Source organism: Thioclava sediminum (assembly GCF_002020355.1).
In the GTDB taxonomy this organism is placed as follows: domain Bacteria; phylum Pseudomonadota; class Alphaproteobacteria; order Rhodobacterales; family Rhodobacteraceae; genus Thioclava; species Thioclava sediminum.
The window spans coordinates 542281-556063 of record NZ_MPZV01000002.1 but is presented as its reverse complement, the minus strand read 5'-3'; the positions used below and the strand labels follow the sequence as shown (position 1 = coordinate 556063).

The following is a 13783-nucleotide window of genomic DNA, read 5'->3' as shown; positions in this document are numbered from 1 at the left end:
CTGCGGGCGAGTATTCAGCTTCTTTGCAGCCCGGGCGGGGTTTGCAAATTTCGCAGGTGCACGCGACTCAGCTGTAGTGTGCGACCGGCGTGCCCGCGATGGCTGACATGTTCAGCAACCCGCGCGAAGTGATCGAGGGCGTCACGATATGCGCCTTGTTGCCCATCCCCATCAGGATCGGCCCGACTTCGAGGCCGCCGGCTTTCATCTTGAGGATGTTGCGCACGCCCGAGGCCGCGTCGGTATTGGCGAAGACCAGCACGTTCGCCGCCCCCTCGAAGCGCGAATTCGGCATCAGCCGGGCGCGGGTCTCGGGATCGAGGGCCGCGTCGACATGCATCTCGCCCTCAAAGTCGAAATTGACCTCGCGCCGGATCAGCAGGTTCATCGCGGCGCGCATACGCTCGCCCGAGTCGCTGTCGAGATTGCCGAACTGGCTATGCGAACACAGCGCGATCTTCGGCTTCAGGCCGAAGCGCGACACATGGCGCGCGGCGCCGCAGACCGTCTCCATGATCTGCTCGGGCGTGGGCGCGTGATGGACATGGGTGTCGGCCACGAAAAGCGGGCCGTCCTCGAGGATCATCAGGCTCAGCGCGCCTTGGGCATGCAGCCCGTCGCGGGCGAGGATTTCGCGCACGTATTTCAGGTGCCAGAGATATTGCCCGAACGTGCCGCAGATCATCGAATCCGCTTCCTCGCGATGGACCATGACCCCGGCGATGGCGGTGGAGTTGGTGCGCATGATCGCGCGCGCCAGATCGGGGGTGACGCCGCGCCGGGCCATCAGCTCGTGATAGGTGCCCCAATAGTCGCGGTAGCGCGGGTCGTTTTCCGGGTTCACGATCTCGACCGCGCCCAGATCGAGCGGCAGACCCGCCCGTTCGCAGCGCATCTCGATCACGTCGGGACGACCGATCAGGATTGGCGTGTCGGTGGTCTCTTCGATCATCGCGTTGGCGGCGCGCAGCACGCGCTCATCCTCGCCCTCGGCGAAGACGATACGACGTCTTGCGGTCGCGGCGGCATCGAAGACCGGACGCATCAGCAGCGCGGATTTGAACACCGACCCGTCGAGTTGAACCTTGTAGCTGTCGAGATTTTCCAGCGGGCGGGCCGCCACGCCGGTCTCCATCGCGGCTTTCGCTACGGCAGAGGCGACGATGCCGATCAGCCGCGGATCGAAGGGTTTCGGGATCAGGTAATCCGCGCCGAAAGTCAGCTTCTCGCCGCGATAGGCGGCGGCAGCCTCGGCGGAGGTCGTTTGCCGCGCGAGCTTGGCGATCCCCTCGACGCAGGCGATCTGCATCTCGTCGTTGATCGTGGTTGCACCCACGTCCAGTGCGCCCCGGAAGATGAAGGGGAAGCACAGCACGTTATTGACCTGGTTCGGGAAATCGCTGCGCCCGGTCGCGATGATCGCATCGGGAGCGACCTCGCGGGCCACGTCGGGCAGGATTTCCGGGTTCGGGTTCGCCAGCGCGAAGATGATCGGCTGCTTGGCCATCTTCTGTACCATCTCGGGCTTCAGCACGCCGGGGCCGGAGAGGCCGAGGAACATATCCGCGCCCTCGATCACCTCGTCGAGCGTGCGCAGATTGCTGTCCTGCGCGTAGTCCGCCTTTTGCGGCGTCATGTCAGCTTCGCGGCCCTTGTAGACCAGCCCTTCGATGTCGCAGAGCCAGACATTCTCGCGCTTCACGCCCAGCTTCAGCAGCATGTTGAGACAGGCGATGCCCGCCGCGCCGCCGCCGGTCGAGACGATCTTGATGTCCTCGAAGTTCTTCTTCGCGATGCGCAGCGCGTTGGTCGCAGCCGCGCCCACCACGATCGCGGTGCCGTGCTGATCGTCGTGAAAGACCGGGATGTTCATCTTCTCGCGGCAGATCTTCTCCACGATGAAGCAGTCGGGCGCCTTGATGTCTTCAAGGTTGATCGCGCCGAAGGAGGGTTCGAGTGCGCAGACGATCTCAGCGAGCTTCTCGGGGTCGTTCTCGGCGACTTCGATATCGAAACAGTCGATATCAGCGAATTTCTTGAACAGAACCGCCTTGCCTTCCATCACCGGTTTCGCGGCGAGCGGGCCGATATTGCCCAGGCCCAGCACGGCCGAGCCGTTGGTGACGACGGCGACCAGATTGCCCCGTGCGGTGTAGTCGCGTGCGGTGTCGGGATCTTCCTTGATCGCAAGGCTGGCCTCCGCCACGCCGGGCGAATAGGCGCGGGCCAGATCGCGCCCGTTGGCGAGCGGCTTCGTCGCGCGAATTTCCAGTTTTCCGGGTTTCGGCTTGGCGTGATAGTCCAGTGCCGACTGACGCAGGTTGTCCTGACGCAGCTCTTCCATGAGATCCTCCCGAAACTGGTTTAGCGCTAAACTAATTTTTCGCGCGCGACTCTCCCGTCGTTCTAGATAGCACGAAGGGGGTGATTGCAACCCCTCCGAATTACGTTGCGGCATGAACTCCGCGCGAGGCGGCGGGGTGGCGCGAGGTGAGCGCTTGCATCCGACGCAGGCGCGGCGCAGGATCGGGAGAACTCAACCGGCTGGACAAATTTTACGCTCCGGCCATGGCCCGGAGACCGCCGATGTCGCTGCTCGATTCTGCCCGTCAGGTGCGTGAAAACGCCTATGCGCCCTATTCGAAATTCAAGGTCGGTGCGGCGGTGCGCGGGGCGTCCGGCACCATCTATAGCGGCGTGAATGTCGAGAACGTGGCCTATCCCGAAGGCACCTGTGCCGAGGCGGGCGCGATCGCCGCGATGGTGGCGGCCGGGGAGACCGAGATCACCGAGGTCGCCGTGATCGCCGACAGCCCGACGCCCGTGCCGCCCTGTGGCGGCTGCCGTCAGAAGCTGGCGGAATTCGCGCGCCACGACACGCCGGTGACGCTGGCCACCACCGAGGGCGAGCGGCTCGACACGACGGTGGGCGATCTGCTGCCCGGTCGCTTCGACATGAGCCATATGGAAAACACCTGATGGACGCCCGCAGCATTATCCAATCGGTGCGCGACGGCAAAAGCCTGAGCGCAGATCAAGCCCAATGGTTCGCGCGCGGTCTTGCCGATGGCTCGGTCTCGGATGCGCAGGCGGGGGCCTTCGCGATGGCCGTTCTGTTGAAAGGCATCGGCACCGAGGGGCGCGTCGCGCTGACGCAAGCGATGCGCGATTCCGGCGAGGTTTTGCGCTGGGACATGCCCGGGCCGGTGATCGACAAACACTCGACCGGCGGGGTGGGGGATTCCGTCTCGCTGCTGCTTGCGCCCGCGCTGGCAGCCTGTGGCTGCTACGTTCCGATGATCTCGGGGCGGGGTCTGGGCCATACCGGCGGCACGCTCGACAAGATGGAAGCGATCCCCGGCTATGACGCCACCCCCGGCATCGGCGCTTTGCGCAAGGTCGTGGGCGAAGTCGGCTGCGCCATCGTCGGCGCCACCGGCGAAATCGCCCCAGCCGACAAGCGGCTCTACGGGATCCGCGACATCTCCGGCACGGTCGAGAGCATCGACCTGATCACCGCCTCGATCCTGTCGAAGAAGCTCGCCGCCGGGCTGGAAGGGCTGATCCTCGACGTGAAGGTCGGCTCGGGCGCGTTCATGGCGCGGCCCGAGGATGCGAAGGCGCTCGCGCAGAGCCTTGTCGCCACCGCGAACGGTGCGGGCTGCAAGACCTCGGCGCTGATCACCGACATGGACCAGCCGCTGGGCCATTCGGCGGGCAATGCGTTGGAAGTGATCGAAGTGATGGAGACGCTGACCGGCACTGGCGTGAACGAGGCACTGTGGGACGTGACCGCGGCGCTGGGCGGCGAGGCGTTGGTGCTCGCGGGGTTGGCCAAGGACGCGGTCGAGGGCACGGCACGGATCGACGAGGTGCTCAGCAACGGGCGCGCGGTCGAGGTGTTCGGCAAGATGATCGCAGCTTTGGGCGGCCCGAGCGATTTCGTCGAACGCTTCCCCGACCGTCTGCCGTCGGCCCCGGTGATCCGGGCGGTGGAGGCCCCGCGTGCGGGCTTCGTCAGCCGCATCGACACCCGCGCGGTGGGCGAGGCGGTGGTGCATCTGGGCGGCGGCCGTCTGGTCGGCACCGACAAGATCAACCCCTCGGTCGGTCTGTGGGAGATCGTGGCTCTGGGCGAGGACATGGCCGCGGGCGAGCCGCTGGTGACGATCCATGCCGCGAATGACCGCGACGCCGATGCCGCCGAAGCCGCCCTTCTGGCCGCGATCGAGCTAAGCGACGAGGCCCCCGAAGAGCCGCCCCTGATCCACGAACGGATCGGCCCGGAGGATGTGCAATGAGCCGTGCCTTTCTGATCGTGATGGACAGCGTCGGGATCGGCGGCGCGCCCGATGCGGATCGTTTCTTCAACGACGGCGCGCCGGATACGGGCGCGAATACCGTGGGTCATATCGCGCAGGCCTGTGCGGATGGGCGCGCTGAGGAAGGCCGTTCCGGTCCGCTGAATATGCCGACGCTGGCCGGTCTGGGTCTGGGCGCAGGCGTGAAACTCGCCTCGGGCGAGGACGCGCCGGGGCTGATGGTCGAACCAGTCGGGCTCTGGGGCGCGGCCACCGAGGTCTCTCCCGGCAAGGACACGCCCTCGGGCCATTGGGAGCTGGCCGGTGTGCCGGTGCCGTGGGAATGGCATTATTTCCCGGATCAGACGAACAGCTTCCCGGCAGATATCGTCGCAAAAGCCTGCGAGATCGCGGGTACGGACGGCATTCTGGGCAATTGCCACGCCTCGGGCACCAATATCATCGAAGACTTGGGCGACGAGCATATCCGCACCGGCTGGCCGATCTGCTACACCTCCGCCGATAGCGTGTTCCAGATCGCAGCGCATGAGGAGCATTTCGGCCTCGACCGCCTTTTGAAGCTCTGCGAGGGGCTCGCGCCGACGCTCCATGCGATGAAGGTGGGGCGTGTGATCGCGCGACCGTTCATCGGCGAAAACGGGCAGTTCACCCGCACGCCGAACCGCCGCGATTATGCGATCCCGGCGCCGTCTCCGACGCTGCTGGACTGGGCCTATGATGCGGGCCGCGTGACCCATGCGATCGGCAAGATCGGGGATATCTTCTCGCATCGCGGCATCACCCATCTGCACAAGGGCAAGGGCGATGCCGATCTGGCCGATCACCTGATCAGGCTGGCAAACGAGGCCGAGGAGGGCTCGCTCACCTTCGCCAATTTCGTGGAATTCGACAGCCTCTATGGCCATCGCCGCGACATCTCGGGTTACGCCCGCGCGCTGGAATGGTTCGACACGGTGGCGGCCAAATTCCTCGACCGCCTGCAACCGGGCGATCTGGCGATTTTCACCGCCGATCACGGCAACGATCCAAGCTGGCGCGGCACCGATCACACCCGCGAACGCGTGCCGGTTCTGGGCGCGGGCCCCGGTATCGGGTCGCGCAGCGTGGGCAATGTGGGGTATGTCGACTTAGCGGCCTCGCTCGCCACGCATCTGAACATTCCGGCGCAAGGGCCGGGCAAAAGCTTTCTGTGAGGGACAACACAATGAGTGACCATCTGACCGTCGTCAAACATCCGCTGGTGCAGCACAAACTGACCCTGATGCGCGAGAAGGACACGTCGACCGCGTCCTTCCGTCGTCTGCTGCGCGAGATCAGCCTGCTGCTGGCCTATGAGATCACCTCGGAGCTGGAACTGACCTCGAAGAATATCGAGACGCCGCTTCAGGAGATGGACGCGCCGATCCTCGCAGGCAAGAAACTCGCGCTGGTGTCGATTCTGCGGGCGGGCAACGGTCTGCTGGATGGCGTGCTGGAGCTGATCCCGGCGGCGCGCGTGGGCTTTGTCGGCCTCTACCGCGACCCCGAGACGCTGAAGCCGGTCGAATACTATTGCAAGCTGCCGAGCGAGCTCGAAGATCGTCTGACCATCGTGGTCGATCCGATGCTGGCCACCGGAAACTCCTCGGTCGCGGCGATCGACCTGATCAAGGAAAAGGGTGCGAAGAACATTCGCTTCATGTGCCTGCTGGCCGCCCCTGAGGGCGTCGCGCGCATGAAAGAGGCGCATCCGGATGTGCCGATCGTGACCGCCGCGCTTGATGAGAGGCTCGACGATCACGCCTATATCGTGCCGGGTCTGGGCGATGCGGGCGACCGGATGTTCGGGACGAAGTAAGGCCAACACCCTTTACTCAAAGGCAAACCCGGCTATCCTCCCCTTGAAAACATCAGGGGGTGGATATGCGACTGAAAGCAGGGGCGGCGGCTGGTCTGTGCGCGATTCTCACGCTGGGGCTGGGAGGCTTCGCATCGGAGTCGAAGGCGCAGCAATATGCGCCCGCCGAAATGCCCCCGGCGAGCTATACCGATCCGCAATATGTCGACAGTCAGGGCTGCGTGTTCGTGCGCGCGGATTATGGCGGCGCCGTGCGCTGGGTGCCGCAGATGAATAGCGACCGCGGCATCGTCTGCGGCCATACGCCCAGCGTGGCGCCCACCGTGCCGGTTGCGTCGGTAACCGTGGCTCCGAACCCTGCGTCCCGGGCCACTGCCGCGATGCGCACGCCCTATTCGCCGACCCCGACCTCTCCACCTGTGCCGCGCGATCCGTCGCGCGTGTCTCACAGCGTGAGCGTCGGTGGGCTTGCCCCGGTGATGACCCACGCGCCCAAGCCGCAGAACGGCTGGACGACTGCGTTCGACGACGGGCGGCTGAACCCCTATCGCGGCCCGCGCACCGTCCACGGCAACGCACAGATGCGCGCGCGCTGGACCGAACAGACGCCGATGCAGCTTCGCCCCACCGCGACGCCGGATCAGGTCTATGTCGAGGGCTCTTATCCGCCGGTGCCGAACTCCCGGATCGTGGTGGTTCCGACCGTCACCGTGTCGAGCAAATCGGTCGCGCCGGTGGGATCGAACGGCAAGCAATATGTGCAGGTCGGCAGCTTCGGAAATGTCGCGAATGTTGCGGCCGCGACGAAGCGTTTGCAGGCGCTGGGCCTTCCGGTCGCGACCTCCAAGACGCAGGAGCTGACGGTGGTCTATGCCGGGCCGTTCTACGATACGGCGAAGCTGAAGTCGGCGCTGGCCTCGGCGCGTCGGGCGGGCTTCCCGGATGCGCTCGTGCGCTGAGGAGGCGTGAAGGCGTAAGACGGATCAAGCGGCCCTTCGGGGCCGTTTTTCATTGCGCAGAGCAGATGTCCTGCAGCGCCACCCATTGCGCATCTTCCAGAACCGGCTTCGGCGCGGGCTGGCCCTTGAACGGGTCGGCCTCGATCAGGCCCAGCACCGACTCTCCGGTCGGGTCGAGCGCGTAGGCATAGGGCGTCGCGCTGACCCCGGCATCGCGGAAGGCGCGCAGCAGCGTATCGCCATCGGCCCGCGCCGGGGGATGCTGCAGCAGGTCCTGCGCATATTCCGCCAGGCCGCTCTCGGGAAGGTCGCCCGTCGTCAGCAGCCGCAGCGCTGCCGCCGGGCCCAGACGGTCGAGCATCCGATGCAGCGGGCGCCCTCCGGCGGCGCTGTTCTGCGCGGCGATGATGTAACCCGCGACGACCTCGGGCGTGTCGGGCCCGTCGATCGTGTCGCGTCCGACCACGGTCATCCCGCCCGGCAGCAGCCGCGCCCCTTCGAGCGCCTGCGGCAGGACCGCGATGACCGATTGTCCGGGCAGCCGTTCCGCCAGTGCGGAGAGGGCGCGATCGCCGCCGGGGCTGTGACAGGCCGAGCCGGTCATCTTCACCATCTCGGAGAGCAGCTTGCGGCCGATCTCGACGCGTTTCGCCTGCGGGGCGACGCGCGCGGCATGATCGACCAGGGCTGAGGGCAACCAGAACAGTGCCACGGCGCCAACTGCCAGCAGCACCGCCCCGATGAGCACGCCGCGCAGCCGCCCCGGATGCGGGCGCTTTGCCGCGATGATCGCATGGACCTTCTCGATCGCGGCGATCATCGTCTCGTCTTCGATCTCGAGCTCTTCGCCCGGCTCCTCGGAAGGAGCGAAGATCGCGGGGCGTTTGCCGGGATTGCGGCGATGCATGGCAGGCAGCGACCAATGCGCGAGCGCCTTGCCGGAGCGCGCCTCCGACAGCACAAGCGTCGCGTCGCCCAGCGAGAGGATCACCTCGCGGCGCTGCGCGTCCGCATCGGGACGCCATATACCGATCGCCTCGAGGCGTTCATATTCGGAGAGGGCGGTCATGCGGGCCCGTTTCTGCTCTTGTTTGTCAAGAGGATAGCCGATCCTGCCGGGGGGTCAATCAAACAGCCCTGCCTGTAACGTAAACCGCCCCGCGCGGAAAGCCGAGCGGGGCGAGAAGGGGCGCAATTCAAATCGAAGCGCGCGGAAAGCGAAGGGCCGCCCGCGCGGTCGTCCGTCAGGGCCGCAGATAGGCGTAGCCATCGCGTTGCAGATCGACGAGATAGGCCGCGCCGGAGGGAACGATTTCCGCCTCTTCGACCATAGGAGGCTCCTTCCCGAGCTTCTTGGTCATCCCGGCGAGCGTGTTGGCGCAGGCGCGGAAATGGATCGGCTCGCCCAGCATCGCCATTTCCTCGATGCGGGCTTTCACCGGCGAGGTGTCGGCGCGCAGCATGTTGAGCCCCGGCCCGTAGGTGACCATTTCGATCTGGACCTCTTCGCCTTTGTCTTTGTAATATTTGATCATGTTGAGCGCGTTGTTCAGCGCCATGTTCATCACTTGCGGATCGGCGCTGTTGACCTGAATGGCGATTTTCTCATTCGCCATAGCGGGCAATGCCCAAACCATCGCCGCGAGCGCAAGCCCGAGGCGGAGTCCTCCCTTTACCATCGTGATCTCCCTTTCACTTCATGGAGGGCCAGCGTCAACGTGCCGCACCTGAAAAGCAAGTGGTTGCACGGACTGCTCCCGAAATTTCACGGCCTCGTGATGCGAGGGGGCGTTTCTTGGCTGAAGAAAAGACGCCCGTGATGCGTGCGCAGGGGCAATTGACCGCGCGGGGGCGAGTGTCTATCTGCTGCCTTGCGCGGATGGCTGGATGGCCGCGAGTTCCCGTAGCCCCGTGAATGCGGGTAGCCGGGGGCCCGAGGAAAGTCCGGACTCCATGAAGCAACGGTGCCGGGTAACGCCCGGGCGGGGAAACCCGACGGAAAGCGCCACAGAAAACAAACCGCCTCGGTTTCGGCCGGGGTCAGGGTGAAACGGTGGGGTAAGAGCCCACCGCGGGACTGGTAACAGGACCGGCACGGCAAGCCCCACCGGGAGCAACGCCGAATAGGGATCGCGCGCTGCGCCGCTTGCGGTGACGGCAGGGGAGCTTCGCCCCGAGCGATCCGGGTTGGCAGCTAGACCCTGTGAGCAATCGCAGGGCGAGAGGAATGGTCATCCATGGGGGTGCAAGCCTCCGGGACAAAATCCGGCTTACAGGCCATCCGCGCAAATTCTTCTTTCGCTTCAAGATCGAGGGCAAGGAACAAGCCCCCGCCCGCACGGGTTCCCGCCACTGCGGCACAGTGAGCGCGCATTGAAGCACAGGCCTCTCCATGATCGTGACTTGCGTTTCGCATCGAATTGGCCACGCTCGACGCAAAGGCGCGAACAGCCAAGACCAACTAGGGGAGAGAGATTGCCATGGGCTATACGATCGACAAGGTGATGACCGGGGCATTCGACGAGGTCGAGGCGAAAGTGCGTGAGGCGCTGTCCGAGGCGGGCTTCGGCGTGCTGACCGAGATCAACGTGTCCGCCACGATGAAGGCCAAGCTCGACAAGGACATGCCGCGCTACAAGATCCTCGGCGCCTGCAACCCCAAGCTTGCCTATGAGGCGATCGGCGTTGCGCCGCGGATCGGGGCGATGCTGCCGTGCAACGTAGTGCTGCGCGAGGTGGAGGACGGGATCGAGGTTAGCGCCGTCGACCCCGTGGCCTCGATGCTCGCGGTCGAGAATGACGACCTCATCGAAGTCGCGAGCCAGGTACGCCAGATGCTCGCCGACGTGGTTGCCAAGCTGTAAATCGCGTGAGTTTTTTCTAGCCAAGCGCGTCCCTGCGCGCGAAGCTGTCTCAACAGGAAACCGCATTTCGGGGGAATGATATGAGCTTCGTGAAGACATTGGCCACGCTCGCGGTGGGCTTCGCCGCCGCCAAGGGCGTGGAGCGTTTCAACAAGATGGGCGGCCTCGATGGCATGAAGGACGCGCTCGGCAAGGCGGGCGAGCCCGGCGGTATGGGCGACCAGATGGGCGAGTGGGCCGATAAGATGGGTATGCCCGGCGGCAAGGAGACCGTGCGCGGTCTCTTCGGCCAGTTCGGCTCTCAGGCGGCCTCCGCGACGGCGGCGACCGAGGCGGGGCTTGGCGCGTTGATCGGGGCCATGACCGGCGCTGCGAAAACGGGCGCGGGCAATATCTCGGAGATGCTTGGCGCCGTGACCTCCGGCACGCCGGTCAACGCGATGATGGAAGATCAGGCCAAGCTGATGATCCGCGCGATGATCCAGGCCGCGAAAGCCGATGGCGAGATAGATGACACCGAGCGGCAGACCATTCTCGATCACCTGTCCGACGCCTCCGACGAGGAGATCGCCTTCGTGAAATCCGAGCTCGACCGCCCGATCGACATCACAGCTCTGGCCAATGCCACCTCGGACCACATGAAGTCGCAGGTCTATTCCGCAGCGCTTCTGCCGATCACCGTCGATACCGAGGCAGAGAAGCAATATCTGGCGAATCTGGCCGCGGCGCTGGGCCTCGAGACGGAGAAAGTCGCCCAGATTCACGAGACGATGGGCAAGCCGCTGATCTGAGCGTAAAGGGCGTCACCGCTTTATGAGCCGCGGGTGAAGAATTTTCAGCCTGCGGCCCGGTTTGCCGGTTGACTCCGCATCGCGCATCGCTAAAAGGCGGGCTTCAAGGATTCCGCGGGTGCGTAGTTTTTTCGATGCCCGGAGCTAGGAGATAAACAATGGCGAAGCCGACGACGATCAAGATCCGTCTGAACTCGACGGCGGGCACCGGGCACTTCTATGTGACCAAGAAGAACGCCCGCACCATGACCGAAAAAATGACCGTGAACAAATACGATCCGGTCGTGCGCAAGCACGTCGAATACAAGGAAGGCAAGATCAAGTAAGATCGCCTGACCTTGACGGTTAGAAGGCCGTGCCTCCGGGCACGGCCTTTTTCTTTTTGGATTGGAAACTCGCTGCCCGGATCAGCCGCGAAGCGGCTCGGGCCGCGCCCGACCTCCCCCCGGGGAGGGCGCATTGGCGATGTCAGTGCAGGTACGTGCGTCTTTCGGGCTTGCGAGATAAAGCACCTAGCCACCGAGCGCTGCAAAGCGCCCACCCGAGGTCGGGCGCGGCCCTCTGGAGGCTTAAGACGGAGTTAGCGGGGTTCCCCGGCGCCTCCACGGTCGGCGCGTTCGCCGCTGAGGGCTTCCACTGGAAGCCCTCCGAGACGCGGCTCACCCCACCAGCCACAAGGACAGGTAAAGCGCGGCGAGGCCGCTGAGAATCGCCCACAGCGTGTTGCGCGTGGCGATGCCGACGCCCAGCGTCGCGAAGGCGGCGATCATCCGTGCAGGGTCGGTCTCGCCGCCCGTGCCCGCAGGCCACAGCACCAGCGGCGCCACAAGACCCGGCAGGACCGCGACCGGCGTGTAGCGTAGGTAGCGCAGCGCCCATTCCGGCAATTGCCGGTCGCCGAGGAAGCCCATGAAAGAGAAGCGAAGGAAGAACGTGCCGATCCCCAGCGCGATGATGATTCCCCAGATCAGGGCGTCTGAATACCCGTTCATTCCCGCACCGCCTTTCTACGCGCGACCCAAAGCTCGACCTGCGCACCCGTCACCATCGCGGCGACCGCGGCGATCATCAGCCCCACGCCGGAGGGCAGGAAGCTCAGCGCCAGCGCGCCGACGACCGAGACCGCCGCCGCCGCGACATGGGCGAGCGTGCGCAGCGCCGGCCCGATCATCGCGAGGAAGGTGATCGGCACCGCGAAATCGAGCGCGAATTCCGGCGGGATTTTCGCGCCCACCAGCGCGCCGAGCAGCGTCGCCACATACCAGTTCGGGCAGATCGGCGTGCAGACGCCCGCGTAATAGGCCAGCTTCTCGGCGCGGCTCATCTCCGGCTCGGCCTCGTATTCATTGGCCGCCATCGCATAGGACTGATCGACCATGAAATAGGCCACCAGCGCCTTCTGCCATGTCTTCGCCTTGCCGAAATGCGGCGTCAGCGCCGCCGAATACATGGCCATGCGCAGATTGACCGCAAGCGAGGCCGCGAGGATCAGCAGGACCGGCGCTTGATCGCCCATCAACTGCAGCGCGGTGAACTGCGCAGCGCCCGCGATGACCATCACCGAGAAGCCCATGACCTGCGCCAGATCGAGCCCCGCACTGGTCGCCGCCACCCCGAACAACAGCCCGAAGGGCATGATTACCAGAAGGAACGGCAGGCCATGCCGAAAACCGCGCCAATAGGCGGCTCGGATCGTGCCTTTCGGGGCCGTCCCGTTCGCGGTCATGTCCGACATGATGCTTGTCTCCCGTTCTCAGTTGCGGGACAGATAGGGAAGGATGCGGGCAAAGGCAAAGCGCGCGATTGTATTGGAGGCAATCATCTTGACCGCTGGCGAAGATGTCGGGCCGCGTGTGGTCGCGGTGATCCTTGCGGGCGGGCAGGGTCGGCGCATGGGCGGCGTCGACAAGGCGACGGTGATGCTCGCCGGACGTCCGCTGTTTGCCCATGTCGCGGCGCGGATCGGCCCGCAGGTGGCCAGGCTCGCGATCTCGGCCAATGGCGCCGCGCTGCGATTCGCCCCGATCCCTGTGCTGCCCGATCTGCCCCAGCGGCGCGGTGAGGGACCTCTGGCGGGGCTCCTGAGCGCGCTCGACTGGGCGGCAGCGCAGGGCGCGCAGAGGCTGCTCAGCGTGCCTGTCGATACGCCCTTCCTTCCCCATGATCTGGTCGCGCGGCTCAACGCTCCCGGCGGTGCGGCCTATGCCGCCTCGGGTGGCCGCGATCATCCGAGCGTGGCGCTGTGCCCGGTCGACGACCGCGCGCGCATCGCAGAGCTGTTCGCCTCCGGAGAGCGGCGCTTGCGCGCGGCCTTTCCGGACGCGGCGCGGGTGGAATTCGAGGGTCACCCCGACCCGTTCACCAATCTCAACACGCCGGAAGATCTCGCAGCGGCGGCCGCGCATCTGGCGGGGGCGACACGGTGACTCAGGTGTCGATCCGGCACGGGCTCGCACGCGAGCATCGCACGGCTGCGGCAGGGCTCTACTGGCAGGCCTTCGGCGGCAAGCTGGGGCGGGTGATGGGCCCCGAGCCGCGCGCCCTGGGCTTCATCGCCGACGTGATCGATCCCGGCCACGCGCTCTCGGCGCTCGATGGCAACGGCGCGCTGGTCGGGGTGGTCGGGTTTCGCACCCATCGCGGCTCTTTCGTCGGCGGAAGCTGGTCCGATCTGCGCAACCATTACGGGCGCAGCGGCGGGCTCTGGCGCGGGGCCTGCTTGCATCTTCTGGCGCATGACCTGCCCGCGGGCGGGATGATGGTCGACGGGATCGCGGTGCGGCCCGAGCTGCGCGGGGCGGGCATCGGGCGCGCGCTGATCGAGGCGCTGTCCCATGAGGCGCGCAGGCGCGGCTATCAAGCGCTCTGCCTCGACGTGATCGACGAGAACCTGCGCGCACGCGCCCTGTATCAACGGCTGGGCTTCGAGGTCACGGGGCGGCGCACATCGCGGCTGACGCGGTTGGTCTTCGATTTCCGTTCGGTGCAACTGATGCGCCGCGCGCTGTGA

General features: G+C 65.7%; 15 protein-coding genes and 1 other RNA gene. 11 read left to right on the top strand and 5 right to left on the bottom strand.

Going from position 1 to position 13783, the window contains the following annotated elements; all coding sequences use genetic code 11:
- Positions 1-67: 67 nt before the first annotated feature.
- A complete protein-coding gene (locus BMI91_RS09895) occupies positions 68-2344 on the bottom strand; it encodes an NADP-dependent malic enzyme (RefSeq protein WP_078604832.1) in 2277 nt (758 codons plus the stop codon).
- Between the two features lie 242 nt (positions 2345-2586).
- Here BMI91_RS09895 and BMI91_RS09890 point away from each other — a divergent pair, with 242 nt between their 5' ends.
- The 5 genes from BMI91_RS09890 to BMI91_RS09870 all read left to right on the top strand — a co-directional run bounded on the left by BMI91_RS09890 (position 2587) and on the right by BMI91_RS09870 (position 7118).
- Positions 2587-2979, top strand: a complete 393-nt coding sequence (locus BMI91_RS09890) for a cytidine deaminase (protein WP_075773944.1) — start codon at positions 2587-2589, stop codon at positions 2977-2979.
- Complete coding sequence (locus tag BMI91_RS09885; RefSeq protein ID WP_078604831.1) at positions 2979-4301, top strand: thymidine phosphorylase; 1323 nt, start codon at positions 2979-2981, stop codon at positions 4299-4301. The genes BMI91_RS09890 and BMI91_RS09885 overlap by 1 nt, the downstream gene beginning before the upstream one ends.
- Positions 4298-5515, top strand: coding sequence for a phosphopentomutase (locus BMI91_RS09880; RefSeq protein ID WP_078604830.1), 1218 nt, complete (start codon positions 4298-4300; stop codon positions 5513-5515). Before BMI91_RS09885 ends, BMI91_RS09880 begins: the two co-directional genes overlap by 4 nt.
- Before the next feature lie 11 nt (positions 5516-5526).
- Complete coding sequence (gene upp, locus BMI91_RS09875) at positions 5527-6159, top strand: uracil phosphoribosyltransferase (RefSeq protein WP_078522510.1); 633 nt, start codon at positions 5527-5529, stop codon at positions 6157-6159.
- 65 nt (positions 6160-6224) lie between these two features.
- Entirely contained in the window at positions 6225-7118 is an 894-nt protein-coding gene (locus BMI91_RS09870) for an SPOR domain-containing protein (protein ID WP_078604829.1), read from the top strand.
- A 49-nt stretch (positions 7119-7167) separates the two neighbouring features.
- Here the strand turns inward: BMI91_RS09870 and BMI91_RS09865 are convergent, their stop codons facing one another.
- Positions 7168-8187, bottom strand: coding sequence for a hypothetical protein (locus tag BMI91_RS09865; protein ID WP_078604828.1), 1020 nt, complete (start codon positions 8185-8187; stop codon positions 7168-7170).
- Positions 8188-8362: 175 nt separating this feature from the next.
- Positions 8363-8797, bottom strand: coding sequence for a DsrE family protein (locus BMI91_RS09860; protein ID WP_078600577.1), 435 nt, complete (start codon positions 8795-8797; stop codon positions 8363-8365).
- A gap of 196 nt (positions 8798-8993) precedes the next feature.
- On the opposite strand from BMI91_RS09860, the gene rnpB reads away from it, so the two are divergent.
- From rnpB to rpmG, 4 genes are all read left to right on the top strand, one after another.
- An RNA gene (gene rnpB, locus BMI91_RS09855) (RNase P RNA component class A) lies at positions 8994-9407 on the top strand.
- Positions 9408-9598: 191 nt separating this feature from the next.
- On the top strand, positions 9599-9982 hold the full coding sequence (locus BMI91_RS09850; RefSeq protein WP_078604827.1) for a DUF302 domain-containing protein: 384 nt from the start codon (positions 9599-9601) through the stop codon (positions 9980-9982).
- Positions 9983-10062: 80 nt separating this feature from the next.
- Positions 10063-10773: a tellurite resistance TerB family protein gene (locus tag BMI91_RS09845; protein WP_078604826.1), complete on the top strand. Its 711-nt coding sequence runs from the start codon at positions 10063-10065 to the stop codon at positions 10771-10773.
- 158 nt (positions 10774-10931) lie between these two features.
- A complete protein-coding gene (gene rpmG / locus BMI91_RS09840) occupies positions 10932-11099 on the top strand; it encodes a 50S ribosomal protein L33 (RefSeq protein ID WP_011750518.1) in 168 nt (55 codons plus the stop codon).
- A gap of 333 nt (positions 11100-11432) precedes the next feature.
- Here rpmG and BMI91_RS09835 read toward each other — a convergent pair whose 3' ends face one another.
- Positions 11433-11765, bottom strand: coding sequence for an AzlD domain-containing protein (locus tag BMI91_RS09835; protein WP_078604825.1), 333 nt, complete (start codon positions 11763-11765; stop codon positions 11433-11435).
- Entirely contained in the window at positions 11762-12508 is a 747-nt protein-coding gene (locus BMI91_RS09830) for an AzlC family ABC transporter permease (RefSeq protein WP_244176600.1), read from the bottom strand. Before BMI91_RS09830 ends, BMI91_RS09835 begins: the two co-directional genes overlap by 4 nt.
- A gap of 88 nt (positions 12509-12596) precedes the next feature.
- Between BMI91_RS09830 and mobA the strand changes: the two genes are divergently transcribed.
- Together mobA and BMI91_RS09820 are read left to right on the top strand one after the other, a co-directional pair.
- A complete protein-coding gene (mobA, locus tag BMI91_RS09825) occupies positions 12597-13199 on the top strand; it encodes a molybdenum cofactor guanylyltransferase MobA (RefSeq protein ID WP_279627333.1) in 603 nt (200 codons plus the stop codon).
- A complete protein-coding gene (locus BMI91_RS09820; protein ID WP_244176599.1) occupies positions 13196-13783 on the top strand; it encodes a GNAT family N-acetyltransferase in 588 nt (195 codons plus the stop codon). The genes mobA and BMI91_RS09820 overlap by 4 nt, the downstream gene beginning before the upstream one ends.

What these genes read in the sequence shown, in the direction of transcription:
- BMI91_RS09880 (WP_078604830.1), top strand. Translation starts at nt 4,298, where the DNA reads ATGAGCCGTGCCTTTCTGATCGTGATGGACAGCGTCGGGATCGGCGGC.
- upp (WP_078522510.1), top strand. Translation starts at nt 5,527, where the DNA reads ATGAGTGACCATCTGACCGTCGTCAAACATCCGCTGGTGCAGCACAAA.
- BMI91_RS09845 (WP_078604826.1), top strand. Translation starts at nt 10,063, where the DNA reads ATGAGCTTCGTGAAGACATTGGCCACGCTCGCGGTGGGCTTCGCCGCC.
- BMI91_RS09860 (WP_078600577.1), bottom strand. Translation starts at nt 8,797, where the DNA reads ATGGTAAAGGGAGGACTCCGCCTCGGGCTTGCGCTCGCGGCGATGGTT.
- BMI91_RS09850 (WP_078604827.1), top strand. Translation starts at nt 9,599, where the DNA reads ATGGGCTATACGATCGACAAGGTGATGACCGGGGCATTCGACGAGGTC.
- BMI91_RS09885 (WP_078604831.1), top strand. Translation starts at nt 2,979, where the DNA reads ATGGACGCCCGCAGCATTATCCAATCGGTGCGCGACGGCAAAAGCCTG.
- BMI91_RS09890 (WP_075773944.1), top strand. Translation starts at nt 2,587, where the DNA reads ATGTCGCTGCTCGATTCTGCCCGTCAGGTGCGTGAAAACGCCTATGCG.
- BMI91_RS09865 (WP_078604828.1), bottom strand. Translation starts at nt 8,187, where the DNA reads ATGACCGCCCTCTCCGAATATGAACGCCTCGAGGCGATCGGTATATGG.
- BMI91_RS09895 (WP_078604832.1), bottom strand. Translation starts at nt 2,344, where the DNA reads ATGGAAGAGCTGCGTCAGGACAACCTGCGTCAGTCGGCACTGGACTAT.
- BMI91_RS09830 (WP_244176600.1), bottom strand. Translation starts at nt 12,508, where the DNA reads ATGTCGGACATGACCGCGAACGGGACGGCCCCGAAAGGCACGATCCGA.
- rpmG (WP_011750518.1), top strand. Translation starts at nt 10,932, where the DNA reads ATGGCGAAGCCGACGACGATCAAGATCCGTCTGAACTCGACGGCGGGC.
- BMI91_RS09835 (WP_078604825.1), bottom strand. Translation starts at nt 11,765, where the DNA reads ATGAACGGGTATTCAGACGCCCTGATCTGGGGAATCATCATCGCGCTG.
- BMI91_RS09870 (WP_078604829.1), top strand. Translation starts at nt 6,225, where the DNA reads ATGCGACTGAAAGCAGGGGCGGCGGCTGGTCTGTGCGCGATTCTCACG.